Consider the following 16,689-nt stretch of genomic DNA (forward strand, 5'->3'; position numbering starts at 1 on the left):
CGCGATATGTTGCCAAACCCTCCACTCAGTGCATCAGGCCGGTTGCGACTGCTCATCGGGGTCGCCTTGTGCAGTCAGTTGCTGATGCCCACCTTCGCCGTGGCCGACCCGGCCTATGACGCCCTGATCATCCAGGCGCGCAACGGCAACTTCACCCCCGCGCTGACCCAACTGCGCCAGTTGCCTGCCGAACGGCAGACAGCGGGCCAGGTCAGCGACCATCTGGTGATCGCCGGGTGGGCCGGCCAGGACGCCGAAGTGCTGAAGGTGTATGAGGCCCAGGGCAAGAATCGCAACCTGAACACCCAGGCGCTCGCCACGGTGGCACGCACTTATCGCAACCAACAGCAGTGGGCCAAGGCCGAGGCGGTGTATCGCCAGGCATTGCTGCGTGAACCGAACAATACCGACCTGCAACTCGGCCTGGCGTTGACCCAGGCCGACGGCGGCCAAGCCAGCGAGGCGGTGCAGCGCACCCGCGCAATGGTCGCGGCCAAGCCCGACGACCCCAACCGGCGCATGGCCCTGGGCTACGCGCTGACCCGCGCCAGCTTGAATTACGACGCCCTGTTTGAGTTCGACCAAGCGTTTATCCGCGCCGGCGACAAGCCTGAAGTCGCCCGTGAATACATCGTCGCCCTGCAAAAGGCCCGCCTGCCGGAGCCGGCCTTGCGTCTGGCGACCCAGCGCCCGGGCCTGCTCGACCCCGTCACCCAGCGCCGCCTCGAAGGCGACCTGGCCGCCGAGCGGGTACGCATGGCCGAGTTCGCTACGCGCACCGAGAAAGAACGCTACGTGATCGCCGACCGCGCCCTGCAGGACTACGACAAACTGCTCACCCGCTGGACCCCCGATGCCAGCGCCCATGACGACGTGGTGCGCTGGCGCATCGACCGCCTGGGCGCACTCAAGGCCCGGGCGCGCACCGCCGAGGTGATTCGCGAGTACGAAACCCTCACGGCCGAAGGCGTGCAACTGCCGACCTACGCGGTGCGCTGGGTGGCGGCGTCCTACCTTGACCAGCGCCAGCCGGAAAAGGCCGAGCCGCTGTATCGCCAGGCACTGAGCGCCACCGACGCCGAGCCCGATGACCGGGTCGAAGACAGCACGGCCTTGTTCTACGCCCTGCAGGAAAGCGACAAAGGTGTCGAAGCCCGCAAGGTCGCCACTACCCTCGCCGACAACCAGAAACCGCGGGTCGAGCTCAAAGGTCTGCCCATCGGCAACCCCAACGATGCATGGATGGATGCCCAGCAACTGTCGGCGCAGTCCGGCGTGTACGGGGGCGATCTGCCGGGCAGCGAAGCCGGCCTGGAAGCCCTGGTGGCACGGGCTCCGGGCAACGTCGGCCTGCGCCTGGCCCAGGCGGACATGTACCGCGCCCGCGACCTGCCACGGCGCGCCGAAGCGACCCTCAAGGAAACCGAAGCCCAGGTGCCGCGCGACATCAGCCTGGAAGTGTCCCAGGCGTACACCGCCATGGATCTGCAGGAGTGGCGCCAACTCGACGTGCTCGCCGATGACGTCATCGCCCGCAACCCCGACAGCCGCCAGGTGCAGCGTCTCCAGCGCCTGCGCAACGTCCACGACATGGCCGAAGTGCGCGTCGAGGCCTACACCGGCAAAAGCTATGGCGGCGGTAATAACGGCGACGTGGGCGCGGTCACCGGCAGCCGTGACTGGGGCATTGAAAGCGTGATCTACACGCCGCCCATCGATGAAGACTGGCGCCTGTTCGCCGGCGCCGGCTACGCCACCGCCGACTTTTCCGAAGGCACCGGCCAGCACCGTTGGCAGCGCGTGGGCGTGGAGCGGCGGACCCGCGACATGACCCTGGAAGCCGAGGTGTCCAACCATTCCTACGGCTTTGGCTCCAAACAAGGCGCGCGCGTGTCGATCGCCCGCGACATCAACGATAACTGGCAATACGGCGGCAGCCTCGATTACCTCTCGGCCACCACACCGTTGCGTGCGCTGAATGCCGACATCACGGCCAACGGCGGCAGCGGCTTCATCCGCTGGCGCGCCAATGAAAGCCGTGAGTGGAAGCTGTCCCTCAGCCCGTCGCACTTCAGCGACGGCAACGACCGCATCGAAACCTTGCTCACTGGCCGCGAGGGCATCTACAGCTCGCCGGGCGTGCAAGTGGACCTGGGCCTGGAAGTCAGCGCCAGCCACAACAGCAAGGCCGACACGGTGTACTTCAACCCGAAGTCGGACTTCAGCGTGTTGCCCACCGTCACCGTCAACCATGTGCTCTATCACCGCTACGAGACCCAGTGGAGTCAGCAGTTCCAAGTCGGAGCGGGTACGTATAGCCAGAGGGATTATTCCACCGGCGGTGTCGGCTTGATCGGTTACGGCCAACGCTTTCGCTGGAACGACGTTCTCGAAGCCGGCGCCAACCTGAGCCTGATCAGTCGACCCTATGACGGTGATCGCGAACGCGATCTGCGCCTGCTCGTCGACCTCACTTACCGTTTCTAGAAGAGCCTGACCATGACTGTCCTCAGCCGTTGCTTGCTGGTCCTGGGTGTATTGCTGGCCAGTGCCTGCGCCCAGCAGCCCGCCCCTTTCACTCCACCCGCCGAGCGGCCGACCCCGGCCAACGAAGCGCCGTGGCCGAAAAACCATTTCCTGGGCATTGCCTATCACGACGTCGAGGATCGCGACCCCGACCAGGCGGTGGTGGCGGTGCGTACCGAACGTTTGATCGAGCAGTTGGCCTGGCTGCGGGAGAACGGTTACCAGGCGGTCAGTGTCGACCAGGTCCTCGCGGCCCGCCGTGGCGGTCCGGCGCTGCCGCCAAAAGCCGTGATGCTCAGCTTCGATGATGGCTATTCGAGCTTCTATACCCGCGTGATGCCGATACTGCGGGCCTATCACTGGCCGGCCCTGCTTGCGCCGGTTGGCACCTGGATCGACACGCCGATGAACCAACCGGTGGACTTTGCCGGCTCACCGCGCCCGCGGGGTGAGTTCCTGACCTGGGCGCAGATCCGCGAAGTGTCTCGTTCGGGTCTGGTGGAAATCGCCGCGCACACCGATGCCAGTCACAAAGGGATATTGGCCAACCCCCAGGGCAACCTGGAGCCGGCAGCGACCTCCCTGCGCTTCGATCCGGCCACCGGCCGCTATGAAACCCAGGCGCAGTTCGAGGCGCGGATGCGCGCGGATGTCGTGGCGATCTCCAACAAGATCCGCAGCGTCACCGGCAAGGCGCCTCGGGTGTGGGTATGGCCCTACGGCGCAGCCAAGGGCACCTCGCTGGCGATCGTCGGCGAGCAGGGCTATGAGATGGCCCTGACCCTGGAAGACGGCCTCGACAGCTCGTCCAACCTGATGAACAGCCCGCGCTTCCTGGTGGCGTCCGACCCGGACGGCGAACATTTCGCCAACAGCATCGTCGCGGTGCAAACCCAGGCACCGCTGCGGGTGCTGCATGTGGACCTGGACAACGTCTACGACCCGGACCCGGCCCAACAAGCGCGCAACCTCGACCAACTGGTGCAGCGCGTGGTGGACATGGGCGCGGGCACCGTGTTCCTGCAAGCCTTCGCCGACCCCAAGGGTGATGGCCTGGTGCATCAACTGTACTTCCCCAACCGCCACTTGCCGGTGCGTGCCGACCTGTTCAACCGTGTCGCCTGGCAGTTGCACACCCGTGCCCATGCCAGCGTGTATGCCTGGATGCCGGTGCTCAGTTTCGCCCTCGACCCCAAGCTGCCGCGCGTGACCCGCTGGGACCCGGAGACCGGCAAGGTCGGCCTCGACCCGGATCAATACCAGCGCCTGTCGCCGTTCGACCCGCAGGTGCGCAAGATCATTGGCGAGATCTATGAGGACCTGGCCCGTAACAATGCCATCGACGGCGTGCTGTACCACGACGATGCGCTGCTGTCCGACTTCGAAGACGCCAGCCCCGCCGCGCTCAAGGTCTATGCCGCCAACGGCCTACCCGCCAGCATCGCGGCCCTGCGCGCCGACCCGGCGGTGATGCAGCGTTGGACGCGCTTCAAGAGTCGTTACCTGATCGACTTCACCCAGGAACTGACCGCCAAGGTCCGCGCCATCGGTGGTCCGCAGGTGCAGACCGCGCGCAATATCTTCGCCGAGCCGATGCTCAACCCGCAGAGCGAAGCGTGGTTCGCGCAGAACCTCGACGACTTCCTCCAGACCTATGACTGGACCGCGCCGATGGCCATGCCGCTGATGGAAGGCGAGACGCTCAAGAATTCCAACGCCTGGTTGGAAAAACTGGTCGCCACGGTCAAGGCGCGCCCTGGTGCGCTGGAACGCACCGTATTCGAACTGCAAGCCAAAGACTGGCGCACCAAGGCCGCGCCGGACCTGAGCGGTGCGCAATTGGCCGAATGGATGGGCGTACTCAAACGCCAGGGGGTCACGAGTTTTGGCTACTACCCGGACAACTTCCTGGAAAATTCCCCGGACTTGAAAACCGTGCGTCCGGCCCTTTCCAACCAATGGAACCCTTGACCATGTTCGATAGAATCCTGGCTTTATTCGTACTGGCGTTGGTATTGGGCGTGCCCCTGGGCTTGATCTTCCTGATCACCGGGCAATTCCTGATGGACTTCGTGTTCTTCTACCCGCTGTTCATGTCGGCGCTGTGGATCGCCGGCGGCCTGTACTTCTGGCTGCACTGGGAGCGCCACTGGCCGTGGGAAGAAGACACGCCGGCGCCGACCCTGGCCGGCAACCCGCTGATCTCGATCATCATCCCTTGCTACAACGAAGGCGATAACGCCGCCGAGACCATTCATGCGGCGCTGGGCCAGGTGTACCCGAACATTGAAGTGATCGCCGTCAACGACGGCTCCAAAGACAACACGGCAGCGGTGCTCGATGCCTTGGCCTTGGAGCATCCGCGCCTGCGGGTGCTGCACCTGGCGCAGAACCAGGGCAAGGCCGTGGCCTTGCGCATGGGCGCCGTGGCGGCGCGCAGCGAGTACCTGGTGTGCATCGACGGCGATGCGCTGCTCGACAAAAACGCGGCGGCCTACCTGGTGGCGCCGATGCTCGACAACCCGCGCCTGGGCGCCGTGACCGGCAACCCACGCATCCGCACGCGCTCGACCTTGATCGGCCGCGTGCAGGTCGGCGAGTTCTCCTCGATCATCGGCTTGATCAAGCGCACCCAGCGTGTGTTCGGGCGGATCTTCACGGTGTCCGGTGTGGTGGTGGCGTTCCGTAAAAAGGCGCTCGACCGCGTCGACTACTGGAGCACCGACATGATCACCGAAGACATCGATATCAGTTGGAAGCTGCAACTCGATCACTGGAGCATCTTCTACGAGCCGCGCGGCCTGTGCTGGATTCTCATGCCCGAAACCGTCGGCGGCCTGTGGAAACAGCGCCTGCGCTGGGCCCAGGGTGGCGCCGAAGTGCTGTTCAAGAACATCCGTGGCATCTGGCAATGGCGGCATCGTTACCTGTGGCCGCTGCTGTTCGAATACTGCCTGTCCACCGGCTGGGCCTTCACCTTCCTGTTGTCGGTGATCTTCTGGGCCGTGGGTAAGTTCGTCGTGCTGCCCCCGGCGATCGCGGTGGACTCCCTGGTGCCTCCGGCCTTTACCGGGCTGGTGCTGGCGATGGTGTGCCTGGTGCAGTTTGCCGTGAGCATCCTGATCGACCGGCGCTACGAAAAAGACCTGTGGAAAACCCTGTTCTGGACCGTGTGGTACCCGATGGTGTTCTGGCTGGTCAGCTTGTTCACCACGCTGGTCAGTTTTCCCAAGGTGTTGTTCAAGCAGCATCAGAAGCGTGCGCGCTGGGTCAGCCCGGATCGCGGTATCAAACCTGTCAATAAGGACGCGAGATCATGAAACTGGTGAGAACTCGTCAAAACCCGGTGATGTGGGTTATCGATGTGGTGTTGACCCTGCTGGCCTGGGCCGGGCTGATTTGGTTGTTGGCGCGCGGCATTACGTCGATGCTGGACAGCCATGGCGGCCCACGCCTGGAAGCGCCGATTTTCGCGGCGCTCAACACCCTGCAGATCTACCTGTGGATCGCCCTGTTCAACGCTGTGATCCTGATCAGCTGGGCGCGTTACCAGCAACGCAAGGGACGCAAGTTCGCCCAGCGCCGCGCCGAGGTCAACAGGCTCAGCGACAAGCACCTCAGTGAAAGTTTTAAGCTGGAGGAGGGGGCCCTGGAGCAACTGCGCAGGCCGGGTGTGCTGGTCATCCACAACGATGAGCATGGCGGCGTCGAGGACGTGAAATCCCATGTCTCCCGCGACGTGGAACGCCCGCCGCTGACCCTGGTGCCCGGCCAGGAAAAAGGCAAGGACATCGGCTGAAGGCCAAACCACGCCGCTCTTTGTGGTCGCTGTGGAGCCCCGGCGAGGCTCTACAGCGCCTCCAGCGGTTCTGCAGCATCAGGTTTGCCGCTCGTCGCCAATCGGTTTGCCCTGCAATCTCGATAAATGAGCCCTGGTTCACAAAACTCCTGCGAACTTTTCCGTCTTTCCCGGTACTAACCTAACTCGGCAATAACTTGATGGCCAAGTAGTGGCAATTAATAAGTTATTCGCTGAATCAACATCAAAATAGTTGCCGTTTGTCGGAATAATACTTCCGATGAGCGCTTGCTTATCTATTTTGATTATTTTTATGGTTATAAATCAGTGTGTTGCAGAACTATCTAGAACTTGCGTGCAACTAATCCAGTCCCTTGGGTCAGCCGAAGTTCGATGTTAGTTTGCCGCGCCTTGATTTTCGACGGATCGAACATGTCTTTGTTATTGCCACGGACTCGGTATCTTCTGTGTACTTTGCTGCTCGCCTGGTTAAGCGCTGAACAGCGCCACGGCCGCCCCCACGCCGGGCGATCAGGACCTGATCCGCGACCGCCAGAACCGCCTGCTCGACGAGCAGCGCCGACGCCTCGACGAGCTCAAGGACCTGCCCGGCAAAGAAGCCAAGCCCCAGGCCCCGGCCACGCCCGCCGACAGCCGTTGCTTCCCGATCCGGGACATCACGCTCAAAGGCGCCGACAGCCTGCCCGCCACCGACCGCGAGCGCCTGCTCAAACCCTATGTCGGCCAGTGCCTGGGCGTGTCGCAGCTCAATGAACTGCTCAAGGTCATCACCGATTACTACATCGACAAAGGCCGGGTCACCAGTCGCGCCTACTTGCCGCAACAAGATCTTTCCAGCGGTCACCTCCAGGTGCTGGTGGTCGAAGGCAAACTCGAAGGACTCAAAGGCGCCCAAGGCAGCAGCGTGACTGATCGCGAGCTGGCCATGGCCTTTCCCGGCAAGGTCGGCGAGGCGCTCAACCTGCGCGAAGTCGAGCAACTGGTGGACCAGCTCAACCGCCTGCCCTCCAAGCAGGCGCAAATGGAACTGACCCCCGGCACCCAGGTAGGCGGCAGTGACGTCGTGGTCAAGAACACCCCGCAAAAGCCCTGGCGCGCCAGCCTGTCGCGCAACAACGATGGGCAGAAAAGCACCGGCGAACAGCAATGGGGCGCCGGCCTGGAGTGGGACAGCCCGCTCGGCCTGGCCGACCAACTGGTGCTGCGCGGCGGCCACGATGCTGTCAGCGACCACCAGAAAACCTCGAAAAACAGCATGCTCTACTACAACGTGCCGTGGGGCTGGTGGAACTTCAGTTACACCTACAACGAGAGCGACTACCGCACCTTTGGCGTGACCAACGACTACAAATTCAAGCAGAACGGCGACAACCAGAATCACCAGTTGCGCGCCGAGCGGGTGGTCCATCGTGACGATGTGAGCAAGACATCGCTGAACGTCGGCGTGGCGCACCTGCGCACCAACAACTACATCCTCGATACCCGTACCGCCTCGAGCAGCAACCGCCTCAGCGAATTGCAACTGGGCTTCAACCACGGGCGTCGCATCGGCAGCGGGTTCGTCAACGTTGACCTGGGCATGCAGAACGGCATCGGCTTGCTCGATGCCCAGGCCCAGGACGAGCGCGATGACGCAGGCAATCGGCAGCCCAACGCGCGCTATCGCAAATACACCGCCACCGCCAGCTTCCTGCAGCCGTTCACGCTGTGGGGCGAGTCGTTCAGTTTTTCCAGCCTGGCCACCGGCCAACGCAGTGAAGACATCCTGTTCAGCCCGCAGCGCATCAGCCTCGGCGGCTCGGCCTCGGTGCGCGGCTTCAAAGACCAGCAACTGAGCGGCGACAGCGGCGGCTACTGGCGCAACGACGTGCGCTGGGCGCGCCCGGTGACGCTCGATTGGCTGCGCCCGGCCTTTGCCGAATACGGCGCCAGCGTCGGCTACGACCAAGGTGTGATCAGCCACGGTCGCTACAACGGCGACGTACACGGTCGGGTCTCGAGCAACTCCCTGGAGCTGTTCGCCCGGGGCAAACACGTCAGCACCAGCGTGACGTTTGCCCATTCTTTGGAACGCCCGGCAGTGATGAGCGAGCGCGAAGCGCCGATCTACTTCCGCATGGATTTCTTCCTGTAATTCAACGCCCCGTTACATCGAGAATTTGAAAATGGATGTTCGCCAATTTGCCTTCCTGGCCCGCCAACCTTCTGCCGCACTGAAGCCGCGCGACGCGTTCTTCGGCCTGCCCAAGCGCGGGCTGGCATTGATCCTCGCCAACGCGCTGTTCTGGCAGCCGCTGCTGGCCCAGGCCGAGGGCATCGTGGTCAGCGCGCCCGGCACCACCGTCGGCGCCGCGGGCAATGGCGTGCCGGTGGTGAACATCGCCACACCGAACGGCAGTGGCCTGTCGCACAACCAGTTCAAGGACTACAACGTCGGCCCCAACGGCGTGATCCTCAACAACGCCAGCGGCGCGGTGACCAACACCCAACTGGGCGGCTACATCGTCGGCAACCCCAACCTCAAGGGCGGCGCGGCCAGCGTCATCCTCAACGAAGTCAACGGCGGCAACCCCAGCCAGTTGCGTGGCTACACCGAAGTAGCGGGTCAGTCGGCCAAAGTCATCGTCGCCAACCCCTACGGCATCAGTTGCAACGGCTGCGGCTTCATCAACACCCCCAACGCCACCCTGACCACCGGCAAACCCGTCATCGATCCGACCGGACAACTGAAAAGCTACCAGGTCGACGGCGGCGCGGTGACCATTGACGGCCAGGGCCTGAACGCGAGCAACGTCGACCGCTTCGAAATCATCACCCGCTCGGCCAAGATCAACGCGCAAATCAACGCGCGCCAACTCACCGTGATTGCCGGGCGCAATGACGTCGATGCCCAAAGCCTGAAAACCACCGCGCGCGCCGACGATGGCAGTGCCAAGCCGGAACTGGCGATCGACTCCAGCGCCTTGGGCGGCATGTACGCCGGAGCGATCAAACTGGTCGGCACCGAAGCCGGTGTGGGTGTGAAGCTCGACGGTACGTTGGTGGCCAGTGGTGGGGATATTCAGCTTGATGCCAATGGCCATTTGAGCATGGCGCAGGCAGCGGCCACCGGTAACGTCACGGTCAACGCGCAGAATATCGACCTCACCGATAGGGTCTACGCCACCGGCAACGTGCAAGTGACCAGCGCCCAGGCGTTGGTCAACCAGAAGAGTGTGGCCGCCGGCCAACGCATCGACATCAATGCGGCCACGGTCAACAATCCCGGCATCATCGAAGCCGGCGTCGCCGCCGACAACACCCGCAATACCACCGGCGACCTGGTGATTAACGCGCAAACCGTCACCACCACCGGCAACCTTCTGGCCAGCCGCAACCTGGCGATTACCGCCGCGCAGGCGTTGACCAACCAGGGTGCGATCATCCAGGCCAAAACCGTCGACGTCAGCAGCGCCAAACTGACCAACCAGGGCGCTACCGCACGCCTGTTTGGCGAACAAAGCCTGGCGCTCAACTCGCCGGCCATCGTCAACCTCGGCGGCCTGATTCGTTTTGGTGACGGCCAGGCCGCAAGTCTCAACAGCGCCTCGCTGGATAACCGCCAGGGCCGCATCGAAATGGCCGGCGGCAGCTTGGTGCTCACCAGTGCCGACCTCAACAACAACGGCGGACAAATCATCGCCAACAATCTGACCGTGAATGCGGGCAGCCTCAACAACCAGAACGGCGTAGTGGTCGCCGGCGCCACCACCGTGAACGCCACTGACCTGGATAACAGCCTCAAGGGCCTGATCCAGGCCGACGCCGGCGCGCTCACCCTCAACGTCACCAATGCCTTCAACAACAGCCAGGGGTTTGCCCAGGCCAGCACGGATCTGAACCTCAACGCCGGCAGCCTCAGCAGTAACGCCAATGGCGTGCTGAGCGCCGACACCGGCAAGCTTACCCTCGTGACTGCGCAACAGCTCAATAACGCACAGGGCCGTTTGCAGGCAGGCAAGGGCGATATTGAACTGCATGCCGCGAGCCTGGATAACCAGAGCGGCGTGATCGTCGGCAAGCAACTGTTGCTCGCCGCCGGTGACATCGACAACCGCGCCGGCACCGTGCTGGGCAACGCCGTCGATGTGACCGCCGGGACCCTCAACAACAGCAGTAAAGGCTCGTTGATCAGCGATGCCGGTGACGTGACGCTCAACATCAGCGACCTGCTGACCAACACCGGTGGCGCGATTGACGCTGGCGAACGCAGCGTGCTGGTCAAACAGCTCACCACCCTCAACAACAGCGGCGGCCTGCTGCGTGGCAAGCGCCTGGACATCACCGCGCAGCATCTGAACAACGATAACGGCCAACTGCTGGCCGGCAACCTCGGCCTGAACTACAGCGGCCAAGAGCTGAGCAACCGCAAAGGCCTGATCCTCAGCGGCGGCGCCCTCACCGAATTGACCACCGGCAGCCTGGACAACCAGGGCGGCACCGTGCAGGGCGATACCCTGACCGTCACCGCCGACTCGGTCGACAACGGCAGCGACGGCCTGATGGCGAGCCTGATCGGCAATCTGCAACTGACCGTTGAAGCCCTGGCCAACCGCGGCGGCAAGCTGTTCGGCAAAGAGCAGGTGACCATCAGCGGCGCCACCCTCGACAACAGTGCGGGCGGCCAGCTCAGCGGCAATCAGCTCAACCTCACGTCACGCGACACCCTGACCAACCGGGGCGGCCTGATTGAGGCCAACCAGGGCCTGACCGTCGGTGGCGGCAACCTCGACAACAGCGCGGATGGTCAACTGCGCACCTTGAAAGGGATCACCAGCAGCATCAACGTCAGCGGCGCAGTCAATAACCAGAATGGCATTCTGGAGTTTGGCAGCCAGGGCTTCAGCCTCGACGCCGCCAGCCTGAACAACCAGTCCGGCCAATTGCAGCACGCCGGCAGCGGCCTGATGCGCGTCCACACCGCCAGCCTCACCGGCAGCCAGGGCAACATCAACGGCATGGGCACAGCCGACTGGGCATTCGGCAAGGTCGATGGTCTGGGCCGTGTGCAACTCAACGAAGTCATCACCTATAAAAGCAGCCAGGCGCTGGCGCTGAAAGCCGGTGACCGCATGGCCAGCGGCAAGGGCCTGGTCATCGACGTGGCCAGCCTGGATAACGGCGGCGAACTGCTGAGCGACGGTGACCTGAGCATCACCACCGGCGACATGACCAACAGCGGCCGCGTATCGGCCCTGCAAACGCTCACTGTTACAGCCAATAACCTGAGCCAGAACGGCGGCCGTCTGGCCGGCACCAACACCCGTCTGAGCCTGACCGGCACCCTCGACAGCCTCGGTTTCCTCACCGCACGTCAGCAGCTGGATATCGCGGCGGCGCAGATCAATAACCGTGGCACCTTGGGCGCCCAGGGCGCGGTGAACCTGACCGCCGTGAATGGCATCACCAACGCTGCCGATTCGCTGTTGTTCAGCGGCGGCGACATGACCTTGCGCAGCAATGGTTTCAGCAACCTCTATGGCGATGTCTACAGCAAAGGCAACTTGAGCTTCGCCGCACAGGATGGCGGGCGTGCCGTGCTGTTCAGCAACCGCTCCGGCACCGTGGAAAGCGAAGGCTCGATCGGTATCAATGCAGGCTTTATCGAAAACGCCAAAGATGCGTTCGAACTCGGGCAGACGCTTACCACAGGCAGCTTGAGTTGGATCTGTGGCCAGCACTGCGGCGAGAAAGACAACTGGGAAAAAGGCCTGATCACCATCTACGAGACGTACCTTGAGGCGGCGACCAAAGATTCGGTGGCGGCGCGCCTGGTGGCTGGCAAAAACATGCTGCTGCAAGGCGACAATGTGCAGAACCGCTACAGCCTGATGGCTGCCAATGGCGACCTGAGTATCACCGCCGGTGACTTGCTCAACCAGGGCGCCGCTACGCGCACGGGGCAGCGCAAGATTGTCGTCAGCACGCCAGGTCGCGTTTCCGACGATTTGTTTGAACGCATGCAATATGTCGATGTTCCCGCTTTCAATGCGGCCACGGCGGCTGGGCATTTCGATAAGGCGCGCTTCGAAGAACTGAAAAACCGCTCACCCAATAGCTTGCCTTTCGCCCACTTAAGCGACGTCACCACCTGGACCCCCAACGCCGGCCATGAGTACGACGCCACGCTTCAGGCCGGTGGTACGGTCGACCTTTCCAAAGTCACCCGAAAAACGCAAAACGGCACGCTGCACGAAAACACCCTGGCGCAACTGACCGGCACCCTCGGCGATGACCAGACCGGCGTCCCGGTCGGTGGCATCAACATCAACCTGAGCCAACACGCCAACAACCCCGGCGCCCAGGCGCCTGGCAGCGTACTGCCGGTGGTTGCCCCTGCAGCGGGTGGCGGTTTCGTACCCGTTGACTACACCGGCGTGGCCTTCGCCCCGGTCGACCCCATCACCGCGCCCAACTTCCAGTTGCCCAAGGGCGAGTACGGCCTGTTCGTCAAAAACGCCGACCCCACCAGCCACTATCTGATCGAAACCAACCCGGAATTTGCCAGCCTCACCGGCTTCTTCAGCTCCGACTACATGCTCGGCAAACTCGGCTTCACCAGCGACAACGCCTGGCGCCGCCTCGGTGATGGCCAATACGAAAGCCGCCTGATCCGCGACGCGGTGCTCGCGCAAACCGGCCAACGCTTCCTCGCCGGCGGCCTGACCAGCGACGCCGACCAGTTCCGCTACCTGATGGACAACGCCCTGGCCAGCAAGGACGCCCTGCGCCTGAGCCTCGGCGTGACCCTCACCGGCCAGCAAGTCGGCGCCCTGACCCACGACATCGTGTGGATGGAAAACCGCGTGGTCGACGGCCAGACCGTCCTCGTGCCGGTGCTCTACCTGGCCCAGGCCGACTCGCGCAACGTACGCGGCAACAGCCTGATCCAGGGCCGCGACCTCAACCTGTTCACTGGCGGCGACCTGATCAACGTCGGCACCCTGCGCGCCAGCAACAACCTCTCCGCCGCCGCCGGCGGCAGTCTCTACAACGGCGGCCTGATCGAAGCCGGCAACAACCTGAGCCTGCTGGCCCAGGACAGCATCCGCAATGCCATGGCCGGCGAAATTCGCGGCAAGCAAGTGAGCATGGCGGCGGTCAGAGGCGACATCACCAACGACAACACCGCCATTCAGGTGCGTGACGGCGCGGGCATGCGCACCCTCACTGACAATGGCACCAGCCTCATCGTCGCCCGCGAAAACCTGGCCATGAACGCCGGGCGCGACCTCATCACCCGAGGCGCCCTGGCAGGTGGCACCGACGTCACCTTAACCGCCGGCCGCGACATCAGCATCCTGCCCGTCAGCGACACCAGCGTGAAACACGCCTTCAGCGACGGCGGGCAAAAATCCAGCATCACCACCGACGTCAAAAACCTCGCCGCCAGCGTCACGGCGGGCGGCAACCTCAACATGAAAGCGGGGCAGGACGTCAACATCATCGGCAGTAATGCCACCGCCGGCAAAGACTTCAACATCGACGCCGGGCGTGACTTCAACGTGGCGTCGGTCAGCGATGTGCACAACGTCGAAGGCAAGGAGAAGCACGGCAAGAAGCGCATCAAAACCTCGGATGACCAGACCACCCAAGTGGCGAGCGTGCTGACGGCGGGCGGGGATTTTGTCAGCCAGGCGGGGCGTGACACCACGATCGTGGCGAGCAAGATCAGCGCGGGGAATGAGGCTTATCTGTATAGCGGGGATAAGCTGAACCTGCTGGCGGCGCAGAACAGCGCGCATACCTTGTATGACATGAAGGAGAAGGGTGGCTGGGGCGCGAAGAAGACCAAGCGGGATGAAGTCACCCGCGTCACGAATGTGGGGACTGAGATCAAGACCGGTGGTGATCTGTCGCTAGTTAGCGGCGGTGATCAGTTGTATCAGCGGGCCAAGCTCAACAGTGGCAAGGACCTGGCGATCACCAGTGGCGGCGTGGTGACGTTCGAGGCGGTCAAGGATCTGCACCAGGAGAGCCACGAGAAGAGCAAAAGTGACTTGGCGTGGACCAGCGCCAAGGGCAAGGGGAATACCGACGAAACGCTGCGCCAGAGTGAGTTGATGGCGCAGGGGGAGATGGCGATCAAGGCCGTCAACGGGCTGAAGATTGATATCAAACAGATCGATCAGAATACGGTTAGCCAGACGATTGATGTGATGGTCAAAGCGGATCCGCAGTTGGCTTGGTTGAAAGAAGCCGAGAAGCGTGGGGATGTGGATTGGCGGCAGGTGCAGGAACTGCATGATTCGTTCAAGTACAGCCATTCCAGCTTAGGCCAAGGAGCCATGCTGGCGATCATCATTGTCGTGACAGTTTTAACCGCTGGAGCCGCAAGCGGTGCGGTGGGCGCTGCAGCGGGTGCTAGTGCTGGGTCTGGTACGGCAATGGCTGCAGCAGGCAGTTCTGCAATGGTTTCGGCCGGTACGGCTGTAGGGACCGCGGCAGCTGGTTGGGGCAACGTCATGGCGACTGCTGCGTTAACTTCAGTTGCCAGTGGGAGCACCGTCAGCTTTATCAATAACGGCGGGAATATCGGTGCGACTTTTCAAGACATTACGTCAAGCAAAGCCCTGAAGGGGTACGCGACTGGGGCACTAGCGGCAGGTTTTACCGCTGGAGTGCTTGATCCGGCGTTCGGTGTAACGGGCGACAACGTCAATCACATTACAAAGGGGTTTGACCTCAGTTCCGCCTCTGACATTGGTAAGTTTGCCGCCTATTCGGGAGCACAAGGCGTTGCCCAAGCAAGTTTAAGCACTGCTATTCAAGGAGGTAGTTTTGGAGACAATCTCGGCAGTTCCCTGCGCTCGCAGTTGCAGAGCACGTTGCAAGCGGTCGCCTTTAACGCCGTAGGTGATTACTCGAAAGGCCAAAAATGGTCCGACTCGGGGCCTCAAAAAATCGCTCTGCACGCTCTGGTCGGTGGGCTGTTAAGTGAGGCTGGCGGGGGTAGTTTCGCTACGGGCGCTCTCGCTGCGGGAGCTAACGAAGCATTGGTAACCGCTCTAGCGAAAGTGGTAAATGGCGATCCAGCACTGTTGTTAGCTGCTTCGCAATTGGTCGGAATCGCAGCTGCTGGTGCAACTGACGGTGACGTGCAGAAAGGAGCTGAAATTGCGAAGAATGCCACCGCATATAACTATCTGAATCATCATGAAGTGGATGATTTGGTTAAGGATTTGAAAGGGTGCCGTGGGGCAGCCAGCCCGTCATCCTGCCGTAGCGATGTGGCTGCTAAGTACGCAGGAATCAGTGATAAAAAAACTGGTATTACACTGCTGAAGTGTGATGATCCTACAAGTTGTAATGCACAGCGTCTGGACGTGGAGGGGGGCAATGCGGCGCTGGATAAATATGACCAGAACGGCGGGCTAAACAAAGCAGAACAGTCTATCGTTCGTGGTTTCCAGGATAAAAACCAGGACGATACGCGTCTCGCCGTCCAGCAGACCATGAAGGGTGATCATGCCGAAATGGTTGGCATGATGTTTGGTGGCGGGGTGGGAGGCGCGACTAAGACTGCTGGGCGAATTGTTGAAGGCGCAGAGTTAGGGGTTGCAAAAGGGGTTGTAATCCCAAAAGGTTTTTCAAGTGCAGATGATTTCGTTCGCTTTGGCACAAATACGCGAGATGGTTTGGCACGTGCTGGCTATGAAAATGTAGAGCCAATTCTTCAAGGAAGTGCCGTAACAGGTAAAAGTTTTAAAACTGGGGAGGCATTTGACGTTGGCAGGGTGAGTGACTTCGATGTTGCGCTGGCAAGTCCAGAACTTTTGCAACGCGCTCAATCCTTAGGAATAGGTTTGAGGAGTGGCGGAACTCGTACGGGGCCGTTGAGTGCAAGAGACTTGCAAGCCCTTGGCCTGAAAGATTTTTCGAGTAAGATGAGCGCCCAAGCAGGACGCGAAGTTAATTTTATGATCTATGACTCTGCGGCAACAGCCGCAAGTCGTGCTCCGAGTGCGGTGTTACCGAAATGACTATTGTGTATGATCTCTATGGTGCGGAAAAATCATGTCTTCTGTCGGCGAGAAGTGATGTGGAAAGAGCGCTGGGAGAGATTTTTGAGGAAAGGGATAGCTCTTATCAAGGTGGTATTTACTATATGTGGGGTAGGAGTGATTCAGAGAATTTTGTTTTAAAATTGAATATTGATCCTTTGGACGGCGATCCAGTAGAGCAGAACTACGCTAGCTATAAAATCTTGCTCTATGTAAACGCTACAAATCGTTCAGCTGATATAGAAAAAGTGATTAGCCAAGGTGGTGGCTTTAAGTTGCTGAGGCATGAGGTTTTTTAAA

The 16,689-nt window shown here is 61.7% G+C and carries 6 protein-coding genes and 1 pseudogene; all 7 read left to right on the forward strand.

The window, feature by feature from the left end; all coding sequences use genetic code 11:
- Nucleotides 1-6: 6 nt before the first annotated feature.
- The 7 genes and pseudogenes from pgaA (at nucleotide 7) to RGV59_RS06795 (ending at nucleotide 16,688) form a co-directional block, all read left to right on the forward strand.
- A complete protein-coding gene (pgaA, locus tag RGV59_RS06765) occupies nucleotides 7-2,487 on the forward strand; it encodes a poly-beta-1,6 N-acetyl-D-glucosamine export porin PgaA (protein ID WP_322246924.1) in 2,481 nt (826 codons plus the stop codon).
- Between the two features lie 12 nt (nucleotides 2,488-2,499).
- Nucleotides 2,500-4,497, forward strand: a complete 1,998-nt coding sequence (pgaB, locus tag RGV59_RS06770; protein ID WP_126585960.1) for a poly-beta-1,6-N-acetyl-D-glucosamine N-deacetylase PgaB — start codon at nucleotides 2,500-2,502, stop codon at nucleotides 4,495-4,497.
- Between the two features lie 2 nt (nucleotides 4,498-4,499).
- Nucleotides 4,500-5,846 (forward strand): poly-beta-1,6-N-acetyl-D-glucosamine synthase, encoded by a 1,347-nt coding sequence (gene pgaC, locus RGV59_RS06775; RefSeq protein ID WP_046489625.1) that lies wholly within the window; start codon nucleotides 4,500-4,502, stop codon nucleotides 5,844-5,846.
- Nucleotides 5,843-6,325 (forward strand): poly-beta-1,6-N-acetyl-D-glucosamine biosynthesis protein PgaD, encoded by a 483-nt coding sequence (gene pgaD, locus RGV59_RS06780; RefSeq protein ID WP_102618704.1) that lies wholly within the window; start codon nucleotides 5,843-5,845, stop codon nucleotides 6,323-6,325. The genes pgaC and pgaD overlap by 4 nt, the downstream gene beginning before the upstream one ends.
- A 432-nt stretch (nucleotides 6,326-6,757) precedes the next feature.
- A pseudogene (locus RGV59_RS06785) lies at nucleotides 6,758-8,480 on the forward strand (ShlB/FhaC/HecB family hemolysin secretion/activation protein).
- Nucleotides 8,481-8,511: 31 nt separating this feature from the next.
- Nucleotides 8,512-16,368, forward strand: coding sequence for a DUF637 domain-containing protein (locus tag RGV59_RS06790; RefSeq protein WP_260473882.1), 7,857 nt, complete (start codon nucleotides 8,512-8,514; stop codon nucleotides 16,366-16,368).
- On the forward strand, nucleotides 16,365-16,688 hold the full coding sequence (locus RGV59_RS06795; protein ID WP_079442592.1) for a hypothetical protein: 324 nt from the start codon (nucleotides 16,365-16,367) through the stop codon (nucleotides 16,686-16,688). Before RGV59_RS06790 ends, RGV59_RS06795 begins: the two co-directional genes overlap by 4 nt.
- Nucleotide 16,689 lies beyond the last annotated feature (1 nt).

It is taken from the genome of Pseudomonas sp. FG1, assembly GCF_034313875.1.
GTDB classification, from domain to species: Bacteria; Pseudomonadota; Gammaproteobacteria; order Pseudomonadales; family Pseudomonadaceae; genus Aquipseudomonas; species Aquipseudomonas veronii.

Bases quoted from the DNA above. Each gene is read 5' to 3' on its own strand.
- pgaB (WP_126585960.1), top strand. From the start codon at position 2,500: ATGACTGTCCTCAGCCGTTGCTTGCTGGTCCTGGGTGTATTGCTGGCC.
- pgaC (WP_046489625.1), top strand. From the start codon at position 4,500: ATGTTCGATAGAATCCTGGCTTTATTCGTACTGGCGTTGGTATTGGGC.
- pgaD (WP_102618704.1), top strand. From the start codon at position 5,843: ATGAAACTGGTGAGAACTCGTCAAAACCCGGTGATGTGGGTTATCGAT.
- RGV59_RS06795 (WP_079442592.1), top strand. From the start codon at position 16,365: ATGACTATTGTGTATGATCTCTATGGTGCGGAAAAATCATGTCTTCTG.
- RGV59_RS06790 (WP_260473882.1), top strand. From the start codon at position 8,512: ATGGATGTTCGCCAATTTGCCTTCCTGGCCCGCCAACCTTCTGCCGCA.
- pgaA (WP_322246924.1), top strand. From the start codon at position 7: ATGTTGCCAAACCCTCCACTCAGTGCATCAGGCCGGTTGCGACTGCTC.